This is a genomic window from Actinomadura spongiicola (genome assembly GCF_003432485.1).
In the GTDB taxonomy this organism is placed as follows: Bacteria; Actinomycetota; Actinomycetes; order Streptosporangiales; family Streptosporangiaceae; genus Spirillospora; species Spirillospora spongiicola.
Genome location: NZ_QVNQ01000003.1, coordinates 81,648 through 102,560, shown reverse-complemented (window position 1 = coordinate 102,560; position 20,913 = coordinate 81,648). Strand labels below are relative to the sequence as shown.

Sequence of the window (20,913 nt, the reverse complement as noted above, 5' to 3'; positions counted from 1 at the left end):
CGGCCGACACCGCTGACCCGACCATGTGGAGGGCGGCTCGCCCGCGTCCCGTTGTCCGCGGGCTCAGGGACGGGGGAGCGGCGTACGTGTCCGCCGGAGGTAGTAGGCGACGGTCGCGGCGGCCAGCAGCGGCCCCCAGAGCACCAGCGGGCCGTAGGTGGCGACGAACAGCCCGAGCCTCCATCCTTCGAGATGGACCGTGCCGCCATCCGGCGCCGAGAACTCGTCGAACCCGGGCACCGACGCAAGGGTTCCCACCGTCAGGACGGCGGCGCCCACCCCCGCGGGAATCACGGCCGCCGACGTCGGCACCCGGCGTCCACGCAGCAGCGGAACCCAGCGGGGGAACACCTCCCCCCACTGGCTCACCAGCCCGACCGCCAGGAACGCCAGCGCCTCGCTGACGACGCTCAGCAGGAGCGTGTAGGACCACATCGGCACCCAGTCGGGCAGATCCCCGCTCATATCCTCGGCGTCGCCGAGGTCCGGGCCGATCGGAGCGCCGAAACCGAGCGCGATCCGCCAGAGGCAGGACGGCAGCACGACGAGGCTCGCGGCGTAGGCCGCGATCACCGCCCACCGAGGCGCGTTGTCGACCGTCCGCCCGTGTGCCCGCCGCACGATCGCCACGAGGTTGTTCGTCACTGCCGGCACCCTTCGTTTTCAGCCGTTTGTGGCGAGTGGCGGGTTCGGGTGATGTGCGGGCCGATCGGTGCGTCAAAACCGGGTGCGCTTCGCCAATGGGTCCGGCGCCCGGTTGCCACGAGGTTGTTCGTCACTGCGGAGGTCCTTCGTTTCGAGTTGTTCAAGGCCAGTGAAGGGCTGGGGGGTGGTGCCTGGCCTCCCTCCCGCGCGTGATCCGCCTCCCCAACGTGGGTGAAAAGCGGATGGTCCGTGGGGTGTGGACGGGAAGGGCGCACACTCCTGTGCGTCTGAGTCGCCTTACGGGTGGGGACGGTCCGCCGAGGACGACCTACGATCATGGGATGGAGTACGGGGTTCGGGTGGCGCGTCCGGCGGATCTGTCGGGGCTGGCGGCGATCGAGCACTCCGGCGACGCGATGTTCGCCGAGGTCGGCATCGTGTTCCCGCCCGGTCCTGCGGTGGTGAACGACATGATCGACAAGGGTGGGGAGATCCTGGTGGCCGGGGATCCGCCGGTGGGCTTCGCGGCGGTGGAGGAGGTCGACGGGGCGGTGCATCTGGAGCAGATCTCGGTCCGCGCCGACCTGGTCGGCCGGGGGATCGGCGCCCGGCTCCTGGACGCGGTCATGGCGCGGGCGGCCGGGTCCGGTGCGCCGGGGGTGAGCCTGCTGACGTTCCGGGAGGTCCCGTGGAACGGGCCCTGGTACGCCCGGCACGGCTTCACCGAACTGCCCGGGGAGCGGTGGGGCCCGGGGATCAGGGCGCACTGGGACGCCGAGATCAAGGCCGGGCTGCACGAACTGGGGACGCGCCTCGTGATGTGGGCCCCGACCGATCCCAGAAAAAGATCTACAATGTAAAGGCCGGAACCGGTGGAGCAATTCGGACATCTCGCCCTTGGACGCGAAGGAGGACGATGCATAACCCGGTGACGTGGGTTCGAGGCCGCCTCGGCGAACGAGGTCTCGGCGTCGCCCTGCTCGTGGGTTTGGTGGCGATGGCCGTCGTTCCGCTCGCGGTGTTGCCGGCGACGCGGTGCGAGGTGTTCGGCAGCGGTTGTCACGAGCCCGTGCTGGAGGAGCTGCGCGCCGATCCGGTCGTGGCCGAGAAGGCGCCCACACCGGTCGAGGCGGCGACGCGGGGGGCGTACGTGGCCCTCGGCGACTCGTACTCGGCGGGGCTCGGCGCGGAGGCGACCGTGGCGGACAAGAATCCGCTCGACCGGTGTCACCGCACGTCGAAGGCGTACTACCACGAGGTCTCGCGGGCGTTCCGGTTCGCTGAGGGCAGCGCGTTCTGGGCCTGCTCAGGCGCCACCATCCCCGACTTCCTGAAGGGGCGGGGCGGGGAGCCGGCGCAGTTCGGCCGCATCGGCCCCGGTACGAGCCTGGTCACCCTGAGCATCGGCGGCAACGACGTCGGGTTCTCCCGGGTCCTCGCGGGCTGCGTCATCAAACTGCCGTGGAGCAGGAGCTGCATCCGGCAGGGCGAGGACGTCGCCGAACGGATGGCCGTGCTCCGGCAGAGCCTCGCCGACCTGATCGGCCAGATCAACGCGCGGGCGCCGCGCGCCCGGGTGATCCTCATGGGTTATCCGAAGGCGTTCTCCGAGGTCGACGGCGTGGACGGCGACAACATCACCGTGGCCGACCAGCGCTGGCTGAACGCTCGGGCGTACGATCTCGGCCGGCTGATCCGCCAGTCGGCCGAGGAGGCCGACGCGCGGATCGCCGCCCGCCGCGGCCAGGGCAGCGTGGAGTTCGTCGACGCCTACAGCGCGTTCGCCGGTCACGAGGTCGGCAGCGGGAACGCCTACATGAACGGCCTGCTGGTGAACCTGCCCGCGTTGGCGGCGGAGCCGCGTAGCTACCACCCGACCATCGCCGGGCAGCAAGCCCTGGCCCGGCTGTTCATCGAGCAGATCAGGAAGGGGCCGGGCCGCCCGCTCGTCTAGGACGGCGGGGCCAGGTGGTTCACCCGCGCTTCGTAGGGTGGAGGGCGGAAGTCCCGTCGATCCGATGGGGGGACCGATGGCCGTCACCATGGCGCTGGCCGGGGACACCATGCTCGGACGCGGCGTGGCGGAGGAGATCGCCGCGTTCGGCCCGCACGGTCTCTTCTCCAGGGGCGTGCGCGACGTGTTCGCCGAGGCCGATCTCGCCCTGCTGAATCTGGAGTGTTGCGTGTCCGCCCGGGGCCACCGGTGGGACGCGCCGGGCAAACCCTTCCATTTCCGGGCGCCTCCGGTGGCGGTGGAGGCGCTCACGGACCTCGGCGTGGACTGTGTGACGCTCGCCAACAACCACGCGCTCGACTACGGCCCGGACGCCCTGAACGACACGCTCGACCATCTGGGCCGGGCGGGTGTCCGGTGCGTCGGCGCGGGCCCGGACGAGGAGGCGGCGCGGCGGAGCGTCGTCCTGGAGGCCGGGGGAGTGCGGGTCGCGGTGGTGGGCGTCACCGATCACCCGTCCGACTTCGCCGCGGGGCCGGACCGTCCGGGCGTCGCGCTCACCGACCTGGAGCGGGGAGTGCCCGACGACCTGGTGGAGCGGATCCGGCGGCTCCGGAAGGTCAACGACGTCGTGCTCGTCCTGCCGCACTGGGGCCCGAACATGACGTGGGAGCCGCTCCACTACGTGCGGCGCGCGGCACGGACGCTGCTGGACGCGGGCGCCACGCTCGTCGCGGGGAGCTCGGCGCACGTCTTCCACGGCGTGGCCTGGCCGGTCATCTTCGACATGGGCGACTTCATCGACGACTACGCCGTGGACGACGTCCTCCGCAACGACCTCGGGCTGCTGTTCCTGGTCACCCTGGACCGGGCGGGGCCGTCCCGGATCGAGGCGGTGCCGCTGAGCCTCGACTACTGCCGCACCCGCCTGGCCGAAGGCGCCGACCACCGGTGGATCAGCGAACGCTTCACCCGGGCGTGCGCGGCGTTCGGCGCGAACGTCGAGACGCGTGACGGTCGGCTGGTCATCGACGCGCCCGCCTGACCGGGACGGTCACAGGGGATCGCCGAGCGGCCCGTACTCGTCGACGAGGGCTTCGGCCCAGTGGGCGGCGAAGTCGGGTCGCGTGCCGTCCAGGTCGGTGAACCCGTACTCCTTGGAGAGGCTCCAGGTGGCGAGGGCCCGGCCGGTCTTGGTCATGATGTCGGGGTCGGCGGCGAGGGCGGCGACGGCCCGGCCGAGGTAGGCGGGGGTCTCGGAGTGGGCGAAGTGCGGGTCCTCGGCGACGGCGTCCCGCCAGGTGTCCTCGGTGACGCCGAAGTGGTCCAGGACGGCCTCCGACCGCAGGAACCCGGGGGTGATGGCGACGGCCGCGACGCCGTGCGGCCTCAACTCCGCGGCCTGCGCGACGGCCAGCCGGATCACCGTCGACTTCGCCAGGTCGTAGAAGATCGAGCCTCGGTAGCGGGCCGTGTTCCCGTCCGTCACCTCGACCACCAGCCCTCGTCCCCGCGCGACCATCAGCGGCAGGGCGAACCGGCTGGTGATCACGTGGGTGTCCACCGCCTGCCGGAGGAGCCGGAACCCGTTGTCGAGGTCCTGTTCCCACAGCGGATGCGTCCAGTCGGTGAGCGGGTCGCCGCCCCACACGGAGTTGACGAGCACGTCGAGGCGTCCGTCGCGTTCCGCCGCGATCCGGTCGACGAGCGCGCGGACCTCGTCCGGACGGCCGTGGTCGGTGCGGACGGCGATGCCCTCCCCGCCCGCGGCGGTGACGAGTTCGGCGGTCTCCTCGATGGTCTCCGGCCGCCCGAGGTCGGAACGGCGCGAGCCGCCGCTGCGGCCCGTGACGTACACGGTCGCGCCCGCGGCCCCGAGCTGGACGGCGATGCCCCGTCCGCCGCCTCGGGTGCCGCCCGCGACCAGGGCCACTGCGTCGCTCAGCGGACGTGTCCCCATGGTCATGTCCTCCTCCGGATATGGGGCGCCAGTACGGTGTCGATCTCTTCTCGGAGCCGTTCGGGGAGCGTGCCGCGGCGGTCGAGCGCCCAGGTGAGCCCGGCCCCGGCGATGGCGGTCTGGACGCTCCCGGTGAGGGCCGCGGTGTCCGTGTCGTCCCGTAGCTCGCCGGCGGACACCGCCGCCCGCAGCAGCGCCTCGATCGCCCGCCCCCGGGCCTGGTGGACGGCCAGCGCGTGTTCGTGCAGCTCCGGGTCGGTGAGATCCATGCACAGGAACGCCAGATGGTTGGCGTAGGTCCGCGGTGTGGAGACGTCCGACATCGACTCGACGGCGAGCGTCCGCAGCGCGGCCAGCGGCGACTCGTGCCGTTCGCGCGCCCGCTCGTGCAGCGTGCCCGCGTCCTGGACGGACCGGGCGGCCAGCGCCACCAGCAGCCCGCGCTTGGACCCGAACCGCTGGACGAGCGTGCCCGGCACCAGCCCCACCTCGTCGGCCACCGCCGCGAGCGTGAGCCCGGCCGGACCCATCCGGCCGATCACCTCGACCGCCGCCCGCAGGATCACCGAGTCGTCGACTCCGCGTGGCCGCCCCGCCATCGACCCTCCGACATTAGTAAATGAACGTGCATTTACTAATACGCTAGCACGGCCACGCCGCCGGGAACGCGGACCGCCCGCGTCCCCGGGGCGACGGGGACGCGGGCGGACGGGCCGGGACCCTCCCTCAGGTCGCCAGAACGGCCTGCAGGAAGTCGCGGGTGCGCTGCTCGGACGGCTCGCCGAAGATCTGGTCCGGTGGACCCTCCTCGACGATCTGGCCCTGGTCGAACATCAGGACCCGGTCGGAGATGTCCCTGGCGAAGGTCATCTCGTGGGTGACGCACAGCAGTGTCAGGTCGCTCTGCCGGGCGATGTCGCGCAGCAGGTCCTGGACGCCGACGACGAGTTCGGGGTCCAGGGCCGACGTGACCTCGTCCAGCAGCAGCACCTTCGGCTGCATGGCGAGCGCCCGCGCGATCGCGACCCGCTGCTGCTGCCCGCCCGACAGCTGGGACGGATGGGCGTCGATCTTGTCCGCGAGTCCCACCATGTCCAGCAGGCCGCGGGCGCGCTCGACCGCCTCGTCCTTGGACAGCCCCAGCACCCGCACCGGCCCCTCGGTGAGGTTGCGCAGCACGTTCATGTTGGGGAACAGGTTGAACTGCTGGAACACCATGCCGACCTGCTTGCGCATCTCGTGCAGGTGCTTCTGGTTCGCCGGGACGCGTTTGTCGCCGCGCTTCATGTGCCACAGCGTCTCGTCGCCGATCCAGATGAGGCCGTCGTCGAGCTTCTCCAGCGTCATCAGCAACCGCAGGATGGTGGTCTTGCCCGACCCGCTGGGCCCGATGAGGGTCACCCGCTCGCCCGGCCCCACGGTGAAGTCGAGCTCGCGGAGCACCACGTTGTGGCCGAACCGCTTCACCACCTTCTCGAAGCGGATGCCCGGCGCGGCGCCGCGCGGCAACTCCGTGGCGGCCACGCCCTTGGTCGCGCCGCCCTTGGCGACGTCACTCTTCTGGGTGGAGACGCCCTCCCCGGTCGATGCCCCACCGGACTCCTCGGGCGTGGGGGATCCGGCTGTCGTGTCAGGTGGTGGCATAGCGCCTCTCCAAACGGCGGACGAGTATCGACGATATGACGCTGACCACGACGAACAGCACGCCGACCACGGTGATGGGCTCCAGGTACTGGTAGGTCCGTCCGCCCTCCTGGTAGGCGACGAGAAGGACCTCGGAGACGTTGATCACCAGCAGCATCGGCGAGTCCTTGAACATCGCGATCAGGTAGTTGCCGAGCGTCGGGATCACCCGGCGGATCGCCTGCGGCAGGATCACGTCCAGCCACACCCGCGATCTCGGCAGGTTGATCGCCGTGCACGCCTCCCACTGGCCCTTGGGGACGTCGGCGATCCCGGCCCGGTACACCTCGGCCGTGTAGGTCGAGTAGTGGATGCCGAGCGTGATGATCCCCGCGGTGAGGGGACCGATGGTCAACCCCCAGGACGGCAGGACGTAGAACACGAAGAACAGCTGCGGGATCAGCGGCGTCGACCGGATGAACTCGGTCACCCACCGGACGGTCTGGTTGAGGATCCGGCTGGGCGAGCGGCGCAGCAGCGTCCAGACCAGGCCGAGGACCAGCGCGATCACATAGCCGCACAGCGTCGCGATGACGGTGGTCCGCAGCCCCTCCAGCAGCTCGGGAAGGATCTCCCAGGTGAAGTCCCAGTTCCAGTCCATCAGCCGCTCACCCCCGCTCCGGGCGCGCCGGCCGCGACCGTCGACACCGAAGGTTCGCGGGACGGGCGGCGGCCGAGCATCCGGTCGACCCGCCACTCGGCATAGCGGATGAAGAGCTGCAGCACCTGGGCGATCACGAAGTACAGGACCAGGACCGCCAGGAAGGGCGCGACGGTCTCACCGGAGAAGCCCTGGATGTTCTTCGAGACCTTGGTCAGGTCGACCATGCCGATGGTGTAGACGATGGCCGTGCCCTTCATCAGCTCGATGACGAGGTTCCCGAAGGGGGGCAGCATGAGCGCGAACGCCTGGGGGAGCAGGACGCGCCGCATGCGCTGGAAGGGCGTGAAGTTCAGCGCGACCGTCGCCTCGTACTGTGCCCGGGGCACGGCGTTGATCGAGCCGCGCACCACCTCCGCGCCGTAGGCGCCGACGTTCAGGCCGAGCGCCAGCACCGCCGTCGTCATCGGCGAGGTGATCTTGAGGCCGACGAGGGGCAGCGCGTAGAAGAACCAGTACAGCAGGACGAGGGTCGCCGTGCCGCGGAAGAACTCCACGTAGATCCGGTTCAGCACGCGCACCCACCAGCGGCGGCTGGTGCCCGCCAGGCCGAAGGCCAGGGCGAGCACCAGCGCCAGCGCGCAGCCGTAGACGGTGAGCTGGACGGTCACCCACGCGCCGTCCAGCCACTGTTCGTAGCTGTCCAGGACGGTGGACACGGATCAGGCCTTGCAGAACTGGGCCGCGGTGTCGTCCGGTCCCGGCATCTCCGCCTGGGTGAAACCGAACGGCTGCAGAATCGGCAGCAGCCCGTTCTCCTGCTTCAGCTTGGCGAGTTCGGTGTTCCAGGCGTTGAGCAGCTCGCCGTCGGCCTTGCGGAACACGAACGCGCCCGCGCCGAACTGCTCCTTGCCGTCGATCACCGGGGTGAACGCCTCGGTCACCTCGTAGCCCTCGCCCTTGTGCTTGGCCAGCAGGTCGGCGAGCGAGATGCGGGTCAGCCAGATGCAGTCGACGCGCTTGGACTTGAGCCCCTCGTAGGCGCTCGGCTGGTCGGGGAAGGAGATGATGTTGCCCTTCTCGACGCCGGTCTTGGCCGCGTAGTCCCCCTCGACGGCGCCTTGGAGGACCCCGACCTTGACGCCCTTCTTGCCGGGGTCGGTGTAGGTCTTGAGGCCCTTCGGGTTGCCCTCGGGCACCATGAAGGCGCTCTTGGCGACGTACTCGGGGTTCGCGAACGCCGCCGAGGCGCAGCGCTCCGGCGTGATGAACATCCCCGCGGCGATCGCGTCGAACCGCCGGGCGTTGAGACCGCCGATCAGTCCGCCGAAGTCGACCTGTACGCCCTTGACCTCGTCGATTCCGAGCCTTTTGAAGATGGCGCGGGCCAGTTCGGGCGCCTCCCCGGTCAGCTTGCCGGACTTGTCGGTGTAGCCGTAGGGCGCCTCGTTGGCGAAGCCGACCGTGATCGACCCGGCGTCCTTGGCCTTCTGCAGCGTTCCCCCGCCGGAGCGCTCCTCTTCCGGATCCGTCGTGGAGCAGCCCGCCGCGGCCAGCGGTACCGCGGCGGACAGCAGCACGGCGGTGCGCAGGAAGTCGCGTCTCGAGGAAGTCATCATTGAACTCCTGGATGTGTGACTCCGCGCCCGACAGGGGAGCCTGAGCCCCCCGTCGGGCGCGGGGATTGACGTCGGGTTATCGAATCGTTGTGATCATTCAGCCGCCCACGGGGGTGAAGTCGCGGGCACCGATGAACTCCGGACGCGGTGCGGGGGCCGAGAACGGCTCGACGCAGGTGTTCTCGACGCTGTTGAACACGATGAACACGTTGGATCGCGGGAACGGGGTGATGTTCCCGTTCGAGCCGTGCATGCAGTTGCAGTCGAACATGGTGGCCGAGCCGGCGGGGCCGGTGAACAGCTCGATCCCGTGCTTGTCGGCCAGGATCGACAGGCTGGCCGGGTCAGGTGTCCCGATCTCCTGGCCCCGCAAAGACTCCTTGTAGTGGTCGTCGGGGGTCTCCCCGACACACGCCACGAACGTCTTGTGCGAACCAGGCATGATCATTAGCCCGCCATTGTGCACGAAATTCTCCGTCAGCGCGATGGATATGCTCACAGCGCGCATCCGGGGCATGCCGTCCTCCGCGTGCCAGGTCTCGAAGTCCGAGTGCCAGAAGAAGTCCTTGCCGGTGAATCCTGGCTTGTAGTTGACCCGGCTCTGATGGACGTAAACCTCGGAGCCGAGAAGTTGCCGGGCCCGGCCGACGACGCGGGGGTCGCGGACAAGCTCGGCGAACACCTCGCTGATCTTGTGGACCTCGAAGATGGAGCGGACCTCGTCCGAACCACGTTCGGTCACGGTGCGCTCGTCGGCGAGGATCTGCGGATCCGAGGACAGCCGACGCAGTTCGGCGCGGTAGTCCTCGACCTCCTCAGGGGCGAGCAACTGGTCGACGCCGAGGAATCCGTTCGCCTCGAACGAGTCGAGGGTGGCCTCGTCGATCGGACCGTCCCCGGCTCCGCCGTACACCACCGGGTCCTGCCGGTACAGCAGGGCCGCCTCGGCGGCCTTGCGGGTCGGGTAGGCGTCGTCGATGGTCGGATGGGACTCGATGATGCTCACGCGTCCTCCTCGGTCAGCAGCGGATACACCCCGTTCTCGTCGTGGACCTCCCTGCCGGTGCAGGGCGGGTTGAACACGCAGACGGTGCGCAGGTCCGTGTGAGCGCGCAGCGTGTGGTGCTCGTGGCCGTCCAGCAGGTACATGACGCCCGGCTCGATCTTGTGCTTCTCGCCGGTCTCGTCGTTGGTCAGCTCTCCCGAGCCCCCGATGCAGTAGACGGCCTCGATGTGGTTCGCGTACCACATCTTCGTCTCGGTGCCCGCGTACAGGATCGTCTCGTGCAGCGAGAAACCGACGCCCTCCTTGGCGAGCACGAACCGGCGGCTGCACCAGGTCGGCGCCTGCACGTCGCGTTCGGTGCCGATGATCTCGTCAAGGGAACGAACGATCATGAATCTCCTCTTTTCGGATATGCCCCGGCCGGGCCCGCGTGACGGTGGGCCCGGCGCGCCGGGCGGCGTGGACGCCGGGTCAGACGGAGACCTTCTGGCGGACGGCCTCCAGCGAGTCCGAGAGGATCTCCAGGCCGCGGTCCAGCTCCTCCTCGGTCGTGGTGAGCGGCGGCAGCAGCTTGACCACCTCGCTCTCCGGACCGGAGGTCTCCATCAACAGCCCGCGCCGGAACGCCTCGTTGCACACCTGCGGCGCCAGCTCGGCGTCGCTCATCACCAGGCCCCACGCCAGCCCGCGTCCGCGGACGCCGTCGACGGCGCCGGCGTGCCTGAGCGCGATCGACTCCAGCGCCGTCTGGACCTGCTGGCCCTTGGCGACGGTCTCCTTCTCCATGCCGTCGCCCGTCCAGTAGGTCTCCAGCGCGGCGACGGCGGTGACGAACGCGGGGTTGAAGCCGCGGAAGGTGCCGTTGTGCTCGCCCGGGTCCCACACGTCCAGGTCGCGCTTCATCAGCGTGACCGCGAACGGCAGCCCGTAGCCGCTGAGGGACTTGGACAGGCAGACGATGTCGGGGACGATCCCCGCCTCCTCGAAGCTGAAGAACGGGCCGGTGCGGCCGCAGCCCATCTGCACGTCGTCGACGATGAGGAGGATGTCGTGGCGGCGGCACAGGTCCTGCAGGCCGCGCAGCCACTCGGCGGTGGCGACGTTGACGCCGCCCTCCCCCTGCACGGTCTCCACGATCACGGCGGCGGGCTTGTCGAGGCCGCTGCCGCTGTCCTCCAACATCGTCTCGAACAGCAGGAAGTCGGGGGTCCGGCCGTCCAGGTAGTTGTCGTACGGCATCGCGACGCCGTGGCCGAGCGGCACGCCGGCCCCGGTGCGCTTCATGGAATTCCCGGTGACCGCGAGGGCACCGAGCGTCATCCCGTGAAAGGCGTTGGTGAAGCTGACGACGGTCTCGCGGCCGGTGCACTTGCGCGCGAGTTTCAGCGCGGCCTCGACCGAGTGGTTGCCCGCGGGACCGGGGAACTGGACCTTGTAGTCGAGGCCCCGCGGACGCAGAACGTACTCGTTGAAGCGTTCCAGGAAGTCTCGTTTGGCCGCGGTGTACATGTCGAGACTGTGGACGATGGCGTCAGCGCTCAGATAGTCCAGCAGCCGTCGTTTCAGCTGCGGGTTGTTGTGCCCGTAGTTGAGAGTTCCAGCGCCGGCGAAGAAATCGAGGTAGGTTTTGCCGTTCTCGTCGGTCATGTGGCTGCCACGCGCGGTGGTGAACACCGTGGGCCAACCTCGGCAGTAGCCGCGGACTTCCGATTCCATACGGTCGAAGACGTCCATTTTCTGCCTCCAGGCAGGTAGCGGTGGGCGGCGGACAGGCGGGTGGAGGATCAGTTCCCACGGACGATCGGGCCGATCCGGTAGAGCACCTCGGGCGCGTGTCCCGCCTCGGGGAAGTGCTCGGAGCCGAACAGCGGGCTGCGGGTGACCTCGCAGCCACGGCCACGGGCGAACGCCTCGAACATGGCGGTGGAAGCGGCGTTGTCCGGCGTGACCGTGGCCTCCATGAACCGGTGGCCACGAGGTGCGAGCCGGTCGGCGAGACGGTCCAGCATGCGGTGGGCGAGGCCGCGGCCGCGGTGGTCGGGACCGACGGCGACCTGCCACACGAAGAACGTGTCGGGTCGGGACGGGCGGACGTATCCGGTGACGAATCCACAGGGAACACCGTCCTCGCGTGCCACCACGGAAGTGTCCGCGAAATCGCGGCACCAGAGCGTGTAGCTGTAAGGCGAGTTGACGTCCAGCACTCGTGAGTCGCGGGCGAGACGCCATAGCTCTGGGCCATCGGCGAGGCTAGGCTCCTGGAGTTGCACGTCCGCGTTCGTCTCGTTCGCGCCGGGGCGTCGGGTCGGTCTTTCCAGGGGTTGCGTTGCCATGTCCAGGCAACTTAGCGAATCTCGGGCCGTGATCGCAGAGTAATGTTATCGGCGAGATGTTTAGCGAAGCGCCGGCCTGGGTAGGGTTAATGGCTATGCCGAATTCGGTGCAATTCTGCGCGAGTTCACAACGGCACTTGTCCGCTATTTCCCGTGTTACGCAGGAGGTACTGCCGACTTCGGCGACGGCCTTCCCAGGACGCTGCCTGAACGCCACCTTAATGTTCCGTAGTGACAGTGGGAGCGAATTTGTGTATCGGTTGTGTGAGGTAAGTCACTCGGATTTCGTGTCAACGGGTCGGGTGCGGCGGACGTCACGTCGCATCGCGCGAGGTCGTCCGGTCGGGGACGCGTTGGTGCGGGTGTGAGCCAAGGCGTCGACGCGTGTTCTGTGAGGTCGACTCGGCTTGCCGACAAGGGGTCTGTTTACCGGCCGAACGGTAACGCATGGGTAGCTCAAGAGTAAGATTTATGACATTTCGGCCGCCCATTGAGCGCCTGGAACGCGACACTGAAACCGGATTTAAGGTGCTATTTCGGTCAAACCTGCCGGGCGATTGTGTCCTGTCCGTATCGGCGATCCGCTCGGCGGGCGACCCGTCCGGCCGCCCGCCCGAGGTGGGATACGGTCAGGACTTTCCGGCGAATCGGTCGGTCGCCTCGATCAGGCGGTGCAGGATTCCCGGCTCGCTGTAGGCGTGTCCGGCGTCGTCCACGATGTGGAAGTCCGCTTCAGGCCACGCGCGGTGCAGATCCCACGCGGTCGCGACGGGCGTGCACACGTCGTAGCGGCCCTGGACGATGACGGCCGGGATGTGGCGGATCCTGTCCACGTCCCGGATCAGCTGCCCCTCCTCGAAGAACCCCCCGTTCACGAAGTAGTGGTTCTCGATGCGGGCGAACGCCACCGCGTAGTCGGGCTCACCGAACCCGGCGGCCAGATCCGGGTCGGGCAGGAGCGTGACCGTCGAACCCTCCCACGTCGCCCACGCCTTGGCCGCGGCGATCCGCACGTCCCGGTCCGGGGACTCCAGCCGCTCGCGGAACGCGGACATGAGGTCCTCCCGCTCGTCCTCCGGGATCGGCTCGACGAACTTCTCCCACAGATCCGGGAAGAGCAACGACGCGCCCTCCTGGTAGAACCAGTACAACTCGAACGGTCGCATGGTGAAGATGCCGCGCAGCACCAACTCGGTCACCCGATCCGGATGCGTCTGCGCGTACGCCAGCGACAGCGCGCTTCCCCAGCTCCCGCCGAAGACCAGCCACCGCTCGATCCCGAGGTGCTCGCGCAGCCTCTCCATGTCGGCGACCAGGTTCCAGGTGGTGTTCGCCTCCAGCGACACCCGCGGATCCTTCGCGTGCGGCAGGCTGCGCCCGCAATTGCGCTGGTCGAACAGGACGATCCGGTACGCCTGGGGGTCGAACTGGCGTCGGTGCTCGGGGCTGCATCCCCCGCCGGGGCCGCCGTGCAGCATCACCGCGGGCTTGCCGTCCGGATCACCGCACACCTCCCAGTAGATCTGGTCGCCGTCGCCGACGTCGAGCAGCCCGGAATCGTACGGTTCGATCGGCGGGTACAGCGTGCGAAGTTCCATGGCCCGCGATTCTCCCACCCGCCCGCCGGATGTGACCCATGGCACCGCCGGGCGGGCCGTTCCGCCCCCGACCAGGCCTCCTGCGTGCGCGAACACAGCGCGGCGCTCGGGAAAGCAAACCCCAAACTGGGCAAACGTTCCGCTGGTCGGGGCTAGAGTGCCTTCAGTGAGCGAAGCGACGAGGCTCAGGGCCGGTAGCGGAGCGATCGAAATGTGCACACCCACCCCCGCGAACACGGCCGGGCGCCGCCGGGCGAGGAGACACGTGAGCGAGATGACGCGCCGTCGGGCGAGGAACGCGGGCACCACGACGAGCGGGGCCACGGGGCCCCGCGCCGCGAGGCGGGCAGAGCAGTGAGCGAGCTGAACGGATCGGGCGGCGCCCGCGGGCTCCCGGACGCCGCGTCACCCTGGCCCACCATGGGACGTGACCCCGGCCGCGCGTCCGAGACGCCCGTGCCCGCCGCCCAGCAGCCGATCCAACTGGCCAAGCCGGGCGCCGGCGACACCGCGCGCCCCGAGGGCGAGCAGCCCGAGGCGCAGCCGTGGGACATCGTCGAGCGGCTCCGCCAGATGGCCGACCTCATCGGCGACGCGCTCGCCGCCGGGGAACGCAAGGTCAGCGAGGCGCAGAACGAGATCGCGGCGCAGGTCGCGGCCGTCACGGCGGAGAAGGAGTCCGCGCAGCGCGACGCGGCCGCCGCGTGGGGTGAGGTGCAGCGCGCCCGGGGGCAGGCCGAGCAGGCCGAACGCCGCGCCGTCGAGGCCCAGAACGAGAGCGCCGCGCAGGTCGCCGCCGTCACCGCGGAGAAGGAGTCCGCGCAGCGCGACGCCGCGGCCGCGTGGGGTGAGGTGCAGCGCGCCCGGGGGCAGGCCGAGCAGGCCGAACGCCGCGCCGTCGAGGCCGAGCGGCAGTTCGCCGAGGCCGACCGCCGCGCCGCCGACGTCCAGAAGGAGGCGGTCGCGCAGATCGCCGCCCTTCAGACCGAGAAGGAGAACGCGCAGCGCGACGCGGCCGCCGCGTGGAACCAGGCCCAGCAGGGACGGGTCCAGGCCGACCAGGCCCGCGCCCAGGCCGACCAGGCCCGCGCGCAGCTGGAGCAGGTGCAGGCGCAGGTCGAGCAGGCCGAGCGCCGCGTCGCCGAGACCGAGGCCACCGTCCGGCAGGCCATCCAGCAGCGCGACGCCATGAGCGAGGCCCGCGACGACGCGCTCCGCGCCGTCGAGGACGCCGTGAGCGGGCGCCGCTCCGCCGAGTCCGAACGCGACCGCGTCGCCGAGCAGGCCGCGGAGCTGTCCCGCGGGCTGGAGGCCGCGCACGCCGAACTGTCCGCCCTGCGCGCCAAGCTCACCGACGCCGAGATGACCGCGCAGAACCTCCAGCACGCCGTCGTCGCCGCCGGCAAGGAGGCAGACGAGGCCCGCCGCCGCGCCGAGATCGCCGAGCGCCGCGCCCAGGAGAACGAGCGCCGCGCCCAGGACGCCGACCGCCGGGCGCAGGACGCCGACCGCCGCGCCAAGGACGCCGCCGCACGCGCCGACGCCGCCGAGACCGAGCGCCAGCAGGCCCTCGACACCGCCGCGCAGTCCCTGGAGGCCGCCAAGAAGGCCGAACGCGAACGCGACGCCAACGCCAAGGCCCGCGAGGCCGCCGAACGCTCCCGGGAGGCCGCCGTCCAGGCGCAGGCCCGCGCCGAGTCCGAGCTGACCCTGGCCCGCGGCCGCGCCGACCAGGCGGGCCGCGAACGCGACAAGACCGTCGCCGCCATGCGGCAACTGGCCGCCGAACGCGACGCCGTCGCCGAGAAGCTCGCCGAACGCGACCAGTGGGTCGACCAGCTGGCCCAGGCCGTCACCGAGCAGCGCGCCCAGATCGCCGAACTGTCCCAGGAACGCGACGCCGCCCGCAACGCCGCCGACCAGGCCCGGTCCCTGATCGACGAACTCACCAGACAACTCCGCACCATCATGCCCGCGGGATCGAACGCCCTGCCCTCGTCATCTAATGCATTGCCCTCCTCCTTCGGGCCCTGAGCGCCAAGGGAAAACCCGGCCGGGGGCCGAGGCACGAGCGAGGCGAGAACCAGCGAGCCGCCAGGCGAGCCAGTGACCCGCCTTGCTCACCGCCCCCGGCAACCCCGCGACGACCTCGACCCCTGCGATCGCGTCCGAAGGCAGGATCGAGCGAAGCGAGAACCTGATCGCGTAGCGAGCCGTCAGGCGAGTCGGAGCGATGCCAGCGATCGCACCGCAGTTCACGACGATGGAGGCCCTCCAGGGCCGAAGGAGGAGTGCACTGCCATAAGCACAGCCTGGGCATATGTGGGGCGATTTGCCGTGGCTGTTATTCTGGTGGCCCGTGGACAGGCAGCTTTGTCCGCCTCGCATCGACCACGGGAGCGCCTTCTTTGCCTTCGGCAGACACTGGTAGATCACGTCCCACCAAGCATCTGTTCGTCACCGGCGGTGTCGCCTCCAGCCTCGGCAAGGGGTTGACGGCTTCCAGCCTGGGACGGCTTCTCACTCTCCGTGGCCTTCGGGTCACCATGCAGAAGCTCGACCCGTACCTGAACGTCGACCCGGGGACGATGAACCCGTTCCAGCACGGGGAGGTGTTCGTCACCGACGACGGCGCCGAGACCGACCTGGACGTCGGGCACTACGAACGGTTCCTCGACACCGAACTGCACGGGTCCGCGAACGTCACGACCGGGCAGGTGTACTCCAACGTGATCGCCAAGGAGCGGCGCGGCGAGTACCTCGGCGACACCGTCCAGGTGATCCCGCACATCACCAACGAGATCAAGGACCGCATTCGGGGGATGGCCGCCGACACCCAGGTGGACGTCGTCATCACCGAGGTGGGCGGGACGGTCGGCGACATCGAGTCGCTGCCGTTCCTGGAGTCGGTGCGGCAGATCCGGCACGAGATCGGGCGCGACAACTGCTTCTTCCTGCACGTGTCGCTGTTGCCGTACATCGGGCCGTCCGGGGAGTTGAAGACGAAGCCGACGCAGCACTCGGTCGCGGCGCTGCGCTCCATCGGCATCCAGCCCGACGCGATCGTGTGCCGGTCCGACCGGCCGATCACCGACGGGCTCAAGCACAAGATCAGCCTGATGTGCGACGTGGACCGTGAGGCCGTCGTCTCCGCGGTCGACGCCGCGAGCATCTACGACATTCCGAAGGTGCTGCACGCGGAGGGGCTGGACGCCTACGTCGTGCAGCGGCTCGGCCTGCCGTTCCGCGACGTGGACTGGGGGGCGTGGAACGAGCTGCTGCGCCGCGTCCACAAGCCCGCCCGCGAGGTGACGATCGCGCTGGTCGGCAAGTACATCGACCTGCCCGACGCGTACCTGTCGGTCACCGAGGCGCTGCGGCACGGCGGCTTCGGCAACGACGCCAGGGTCCACATCCGCTGGGTGAAGAGCGACGACTGCGAGACCCCCGAGGGCGCCAGACGGGAGCTGGACGGCGTCGACGGCGTGCTCATCCCCGGCGGGTTCGGGGTCCGGGGGATCGAAGGGAAGATCGGCGCGGTGCGGCACGCCCGCGAGAGTCGGCTGCCGCTGCTCGGCATCTGCCTGGGGCTCCAGTGCATGGTGATCGAGGCGGCGCGGACGCTCGGCGGGCTCACCGGCGCCGACAGCGCCGAGTTCGACCCGACCGCCGTCGATCCGGTGGTCGCGACGATGGCCGAACAGGTCGACGTCGTCGCCGGTGAACGGGACATGGGCGGGACGATGCGGCTCGGCCTGTACCCGGCCGACCTCGCGGAGGGATCGGTCGTCCGGGCCCTGTACGGGGAGGCGAAGGTGTCCGAGCGGCACCGGCACCGGTACGAGGTCAACAACGCCTACCGCGACCGGCTGGAGAAGGCCGGGCTGCTGTTCTCCGGCCTGTCCCCGGACGGGCGTCTCGTCGAGTACGTGGAGTTGCCGCGCGAACAGCATCCCTTCTTCGTCGGGACGCAGGCGCACCCGGAGTTCCGGTCCCGCCCGACCCGTCCCCACCCGCTGTTCACCGGGCTCGTCTCGGCGGCGCTCGACTACGCCGAGGCCCGCGACGGCGCCACGGGGAACGTGACCGCGCCATGACCCCGGACGACGTGCGCGACCGGCCCGAGCGGTGGACGGTCGTGGAGGAGACCACGGTGCTCCGGGGCCGGGTGTTCGACGTCCGCCGCGACGCCGTGGAGATGCCGCGCGGGGACGGCACCGAGATCGTCGACCGGGACGTGATCGTGCACCCCGGGTCCGTCGGCGTCCTCGCCCTCGACGACCGCGAACGGGTGCTGCTGCTGCGGCAGTACCGGCATCCGGTGGGGCGGCTGCTGTGGGAGGCGCCCGCCGGGCTGCGGGACGTGGCGGGCGAGCCGCTCCACAAACTCGCCGAGCGGGAGCTCCTGGAGGAGGCCGGGTACCGGGCCGACCGCTGGGACACCCTCGTCGACGTGTTCACCTCGTCCGGCATGTCGGACGAGCGCGTCCGGATCTTCCTGGCCCGCGATCTCACCGAGGTGCCCGCCGACCAGATCGACTTCGAACGCGTCCACGAGGAGGCCGACATGCCGGTCGTGTGGGTGCCGCTGGACGAGGCGGTCCGCAAGGTCCTGGCGGGCGAGGTGCACAACGCGATCGCCACCCTGGGGATCCTGGCGGCGCACGCCGCCCGCGCCTCCGGGTTCGCGAACCTGCGCCCGGTCGACGCGCCGGAGGCCTGAGCCGGATGAGCGCCCCCTCCGGACGCCGGAGGGGGCATGATGGGCACGTCCCCGGAGCCACGGCCGGAAGAGGTGCCCCGCTGTCCCCGACGCCGACCCCCCGGAGCACCCAGCGACCCCCCGACGCCGACACCGGTTCCGCGCTCGGCTCGGCCGTGCGCACCTACCTGGGGCATCTGGCCGTCGAACGGGGACTGGCCGCCAACACGCTCAGCTCCTACCGCCGGGACCTGCGCCGCTACGTCCAGGTTCAGGACGGTCGGGGCCGCGCCGCCATCGGCGACATCACCGAGGACGACGTCCGCGCGTTCCTGGTGCGGCTCCGGGAGGGCGACGACGACCATCCGCCGCTGTCGGCGGGGTCGGCGGCCCGCGCGCTCGTCGCCGTCCGGGGGCTGCACCGCTTCGCGTTGCGGGAGGGGCTCGCGTCCCGTGACCCGGCGTACGAGGTGAAGCCGCCGACGCCGCCGCGGCGGCTGCCCAAGGCCATCTCGCTGGACGACGTCGAACGGCTCCTCGCCGCGGCGGCCGGTCCTCCCGGCGACCAGGGCGGCGCCCGGGGGCTGCGCGATCGGGCGCTGCTGGAACTGCTGTACGGGTCGGGCGCCCGGATCTCCGAGGCCGTCGGCCTGGACGTCGACGACCTCGACCCGCGGGAGGGGTTCGTCCGGGTGGCGGGCAAGGGCGGCAAGGGCCGGGTCGTGCCGATCGGCGACTACGCCCGCGAGGCCGTGGACGCCTACCTGGTGCGGGCCCGTCCCGAACTCGCCGCGGCCGGGCGGGGCGGCCCGGCGCTGTTCCTGAACGCCCGTGGCGGGCGGCTGTCGCGGCAGGGCGCGTGGATGGTGCTGCGCGCCGCCGCCGACCGGGCGCGGCTGTCGGAGGTGTCGCCGCACACGCTGCGGCACTCGTTCGCCACGCACCTGCTGGACGGGGGAGCCGACGTCCGCGTCGTCCAGGAGCTGCTCGGGCACGCCTCGGTGACCACCACGCAGGTCTACACGCTGGTGACCGTACAGATGCTGCGGGAGGTTTATGCCACCTCGCACCCTCGTGCCCGGACTTGACGAATCCATACGATCGGCGCGCGTCGGCTTGAGCCTCGGGAGGGACGGCCCTAGAGTCCCCGTTCTGGACGGCATTTCCGCGCCACCCGGGAGGGATCTGGTGACCAGCACTGACGGTGCGGACGGAGTCCTGTCCTCCGCCACCATAGAGACCGATCCGAGCCGCGCCCTCGGCCCCACCCAGCGACCCGTCCCGGTGTTTCCGGAGCCGGAGCCGCTGGACGAGCACGGACCCGCGCGGATCGTGGCCGTCTGCAACCAGAAGGGCGGCGTCGGCAAGACCACCACGACGATCAATCTGGGCGCCGCGCTCGCCGAGTACGGCCGCCGCGTCCTGCTCGTCGACTTCGACCCGCAGGGGGCCCTGTCGGTCGGGCTCGGCAAGGGGGATCCGCGTCAGCTCGACGTCACGATCCACAACCTGCTGCTCGAACGCGACACCGAGTGGGAGGACGTCGTCATCGAGTCCGGTGTCGACGGGATGGACCTGCTGCCGAGCAACATCGACCTGTCCGGCGCCGAGGTGCAGCTCGTCCACGAGGTCGGCCGCGAGTACATCCTCCAGGGCGCCCTGAAGTCGGCCGTCGAGCACTACGACTACATCCTCATCGACTGCCAGCCGTCCCTCGGCCTGCTCACCGTCAACGCGCTGGCCGCCAGCGAGGGCGTGCTGATCCCGCTGGAGTGCGAGTACTTCGCGATGCGCGGTGTCGCGCTGCTGATGGAGACCATCGAGAAGGTCCAGGGCCGCATCAACCCGGGTCTGGCGATCGACGGCGTCCTCGGCACCATGTACGACTCGCGGACCCTGCACACCCGCGAGGTCCTCGGACGCATCGTCGAGGCGTTCGGCGACAAGGTCTTCCACACCGTCATCAACCGCACCGTGCGGTTCCCGGACGCGACCGTCGCCGGGGAGCCGATCACGTTCTTCGACCCGAACTCGATGGGCGCGAACGCCTACCGGTCCCTGGCCCGGGAGGTGCTCGTCAGGTGGGCCGAGGCCGAATAGTCTTCGCGGCGTAGCCCTCCCGGACGAACCGGATCCTCCATGACCCAACCACCCGGGCCTCCGCCCGGCCCCCCGCCAGGTCCTCCGCCCGGCCCGCCCCATGACCCGTTCCAGGGCGGGTTTCCGCCACCGCCGGGGCCTCCGGCCAAAGGCGGCGGCGGGCGCGTGGTCGCCTTCGCCGTTCTCGTGCCGCTCGCTCTCGTCCTGGCGGGCCTCGCCATCATCTTGGTGGTCGACGCCTCCCGCGGGGGCGACGACCGGGAGGGCGTGGACGCGGGCCCGGCGGTGCTGCGCGAACCGGTGACGTTCCAGCAGGTCGCGGAGACCTCCACCGCGCCGTGCGCGTCCGGGACCGTGCCCGACGTCGAGGGGACCGCCTGCTACCGCCTCGGCGCCGACCGCATGACCATCGGTCGGGTCCGTTCCATCCGGGCCGTCTACGACGGCGCGAGCGGGCAGACCGGCTGGTCCGTCGAACTCAAGCTCACCACGGCCGACGCGGCCGCGTTCGGGCGGCTGACCGGGAAGGTCGCCGCGCAACCGGAGGGCTCGCCGACCCGGCAGATCGCGGTGGTCGTCGGCGGCAAGGTCATCTCCGCGCCGAGCGTCCAGGCACCCATCCCCGGCGGCGCCGTGATGATCTCCGGGGCGTTCGACCGGGCGAAGGCGGAGACCTTCGTCAAGCGGATGACGGGGAACGGGAACCCCTGAC

At 70.5% G+C, this 20,913-nt stretch carries 21 protein-coding genes; 9 read left to right on the top strand and 12 right to left on the bottom strand.

The genetic code is table 11. From position 1 onward, the window contains the following. Positions 1-63: 63 nt before the first annotated feature. Entirely contained in the window at positions 64-645 is a 582-nt protein-coding gene (locus D0T12_RS09210) for a hypothetical protein (protein ID WP_233525933.1), read from the bottom strand. A gap of 341 nt (positions 646-986) precedes the next feature. Here D0T12_RS09210 and D0T12_RS09205 point away from each other — a divergent pair, with 341 nt between their 5' ends. From D0T12_RS09205 to D0T12_RS09195, 3 genes are all read left to right on the top strand, one after another. Then, positions 987-1,505: a GNAT family N-acetyltransferase gene (locus D0T12_RS09205; RefSeq protein ID WP_117399092.1), complete on the top strand. Its 519-nt coding sequence runs from the start codon at positions 987-989 to the stop codon at positions 1,503-1,505. A 56-nt stretch (positions 1,506-1,561) separates the two neighbouring features. Next, complete coding sequence (locus D0T12_RS09200) at positions 1,562-2,599, top strand: SGNH/GDSL hydrolase family protein (protein WP_117399091.1); 1,038 nt, start codon at positions 1,562-1,564, stop codon at positions 2,597-2,599. Positions 2,600-2,663: 64 nt separating this feature from the next. Continuing rightward, positions 2,664-3,644 (top strand): CapA family protein, encoded by a 981-nt coding sequence (locus D0T12_RS09195; protein WP_233525932.1) that lies wholly within the window; start codon positions 2,664-2,666, stop codon positions 3,642-3,644. 9 nt (positions 3,645-3,653) lie between these two features. On the opposite strand, the gene D0T12_RS09190 is transcribed toward D0T12_RS09195, so the two are convergent. From D0T12_RS09190 to pip, 11 genes are all read right to left on the bottom strand, one after another. Then, complete coding sequence (locus D0T12_RS09190; protein ID WP_117399089.1) at positions 3,654-4,565, bottom strand: SDR family oxidoreductase; 912 nt, start codon at positions 4,563-4,565, stop codon at positions 3,654-3,656. After that, complete coding sequence (locus tag D0T12_RS09185) at positions 4,562-5,158, bottom strand: TetR/AcrR family transcriptional regulator (protein ID WP_117399088.1); 597 nt, start codon at positions 5,156-5,158, stop codon at positions 4,562-4,564. Before D0T12_RS09185 ends, D0T12_RS09190 begins: the two co-directional genes overlap by 4 nt. A 127-nt stretch (positions 5,159-5,285) precedes the next feature. Further along, the gene (ehuA, locus tag D0T12_RS09180) at positions 5,286-6,203 is read right to left on the bottom strand and encodes an ectoine/hydroxyectoine ABC transporter ATP-binding protein EhuA (RefSeq protein ID WP_117399087.1); all 918 of its coding nucleotides are present in this window, start codon (positions 6,201-6,203) and stop codon (positions 5,286-5,288) included. Next, positions 6,190-6,843 (bottom strand): ectoine/hydroxyectoine ABC transporter permease subunit EhuD, encoded by a 654-nt coding sequence (gene ehuD, locus D0T12_RS09175; RefSeq protein ID WP_117399086.1) that lies wholly within the window; start codon positions 6,841-6,843, stop codon positions 6,190-6,192. Before ehuD ends, ehuA begins: the two co-directional genes overlap by 14 nt. Continuing rightward, complete coding sequence (gene ehuC / locus D0T12_RS09170; RefSeq protein WP_117399085.1) at positions 6,843-7,562, bottom strand: ectoine/hydroxyectoine ABC transporter permease subunit EhuC; 720 nt, start codon at positions 7,560-7,562, stop codon at positions 6,843-6,845. Before ehuC ends, ehuD begins: the two co-directional genes overlap by 1 nt. Positions 7,563-7,565: 3 nt before the next feature. Then, positions 7,566-8,459: an ectoine/hydroxyectoine ABC transporter substrate-binding protein EhuB gene (ehuB, locus tag D0T12_RS09165; protein ID WP_117399715.1), complete on the bottom strand. Its 894-nt coding sequence runs from the start codon at positions 8,457-8,459 to the stop codon at positions 7,566-7,568. 100 nt (positions 8,460-8,559) lie between these two features. Then, entirely contained in the window at positions 8,560-9,468 is a 909-nt protein-coding gene (gene thpD, locus D0T12_RS09160; RefSeq protein ID WP_117399084.1) for an ectoine hydroxylase, read from the bottom strand. Continuing rightward, entirely contained in the window at positions 9,465-9,860 is a 396-nt protein-coding gene (locus D0T12_RS09155; RefSeq protein WP_117399083.1) for an ectoine synthase, read from the bottom strand. Before D0T12_RS09155 ends, thpD begins: the two co-directional genes overlap by 4 nt. A 79-nt stretch (positions 9,861-9,939) precedes the next feature. Then, complete coding sequence (gene ectB, locus D0T12_RS09150) at positions 9,940-11,202, bottom strand: diaminobutyrate--2-oxoglutarate transaminase (protein ID WP_117399082.1); 1,263 nt, start codon at positions 11,200-11,202, stop codon at positions 9,940-9,942. 50 nt (positions 11,203-11,252) lie between these two features. Continuing rightward, on the bottom strand, positions 11,253-11,801 hold the full coding sequence (gene ectA / locus D0T12_RS09145) for a diaminobutyrate acetyltransferase (RefSeq protein WP_117399081.1): 549 nt from the start codon (positions 11,799-11,801) through the stop codon (positions 11,253-11,255). A 629-nt stretch (positions 11,802-12,430) separates the two neighbouring features. Next, complete coding sequence (gene pip / locus D0T12_RS09140) at positions 12,431-13,399, bottom strand: prolyl aminopeptidase (protein WP_117399080.1); 969 nt, start codon at positions 13,397-13,399, stop codon at positions 12,431-12,433. Between the two features lie 213 nt (positions 13,400-13,612). Here pip and D0T12_RS09135 point away from each other — a divergent pair, with 213 nt between their 5' ends. The 6 genes from D0T12_RS09135 to D0T12_RS09105 all read left to right on the top strand — a co-directional run bounded on the left by D0T12_RS09135 (position 13,613) and on the right by D0T12_RS09105 (position 20,912). Then, the gene (locus D0T12_RS09135) at positions 13,613-15,433 is read left to right on the top strand and encodes a coiled-coil domain-containing protein (protein WP_117399079.1); all 1,821 of its coding nucleotides are present in this window, start codon (positions 13,613-13,615) and stop codon (positions 15,431-15,433) included. Between the two features lie 374 nt (positions 15,434-15,807). After that, on the top strand, positions 15,808-17,496 hold the full coding sequence (locus D0T12_RS09130) for a CTP synthase (protein ID WP_117399078.1): 1,689 nt from the start codon (positions 15,808-15,810) through the stop codon (positions 17,494-17,496). Then, a complete protein-coding gene (locus tag D0T12_RS09125; RefSeq protein WP_117399077.1) occupies positions 17,493-18,122 on the top strand; it encodes an NUDIX domain-containing protein in 630 nt (209 codons plus the stop codon). Before D0T12_RS09130 ends, D0T12_RS09125 begins: the two co-directional genes overlap by 4 nt. A 5-nt stretch (positions 18,123-18,127) precedes the next feature. Then, positions 18,128-19,189 carry a site-specific tyrosine recombinase XerD gene (locus tag D0T12_RS09120; RefSeq protein ID WP_117399076.1) on the top strand — a complete coding sequence of 354 codons (1,062 nt, stop codon included), beginning with the start codon at positions 18,128-18,130 and terminating at the stop codon, positions 19,187-19,189. Between the two features lie 145 nt (positions 19,190-19,334). Continuing rightward, entirely contained in the window at positions 19,335-20,201 is an 867-nt protein-coding gene (locus tag D0T12_RS09115) for a ParA family protein (protein ID WP_233525999.1), read from the top strand. 165 nt (positions 20,202-20,366) lie between these two features. Continuing rightward, complete coding sequence (locus D0T12_RS09105) at positions 20,367-20,912, top strand: SecDF P1 head subdomain-containing protein (RefSeq protein WP_117399074.1); 546 nt, start codon at positions 20,367-20,369, stop codon at positions 20,910-20,912. The last annotated feature ends 1 nt before the right edge of the window (position 20,913 follow it).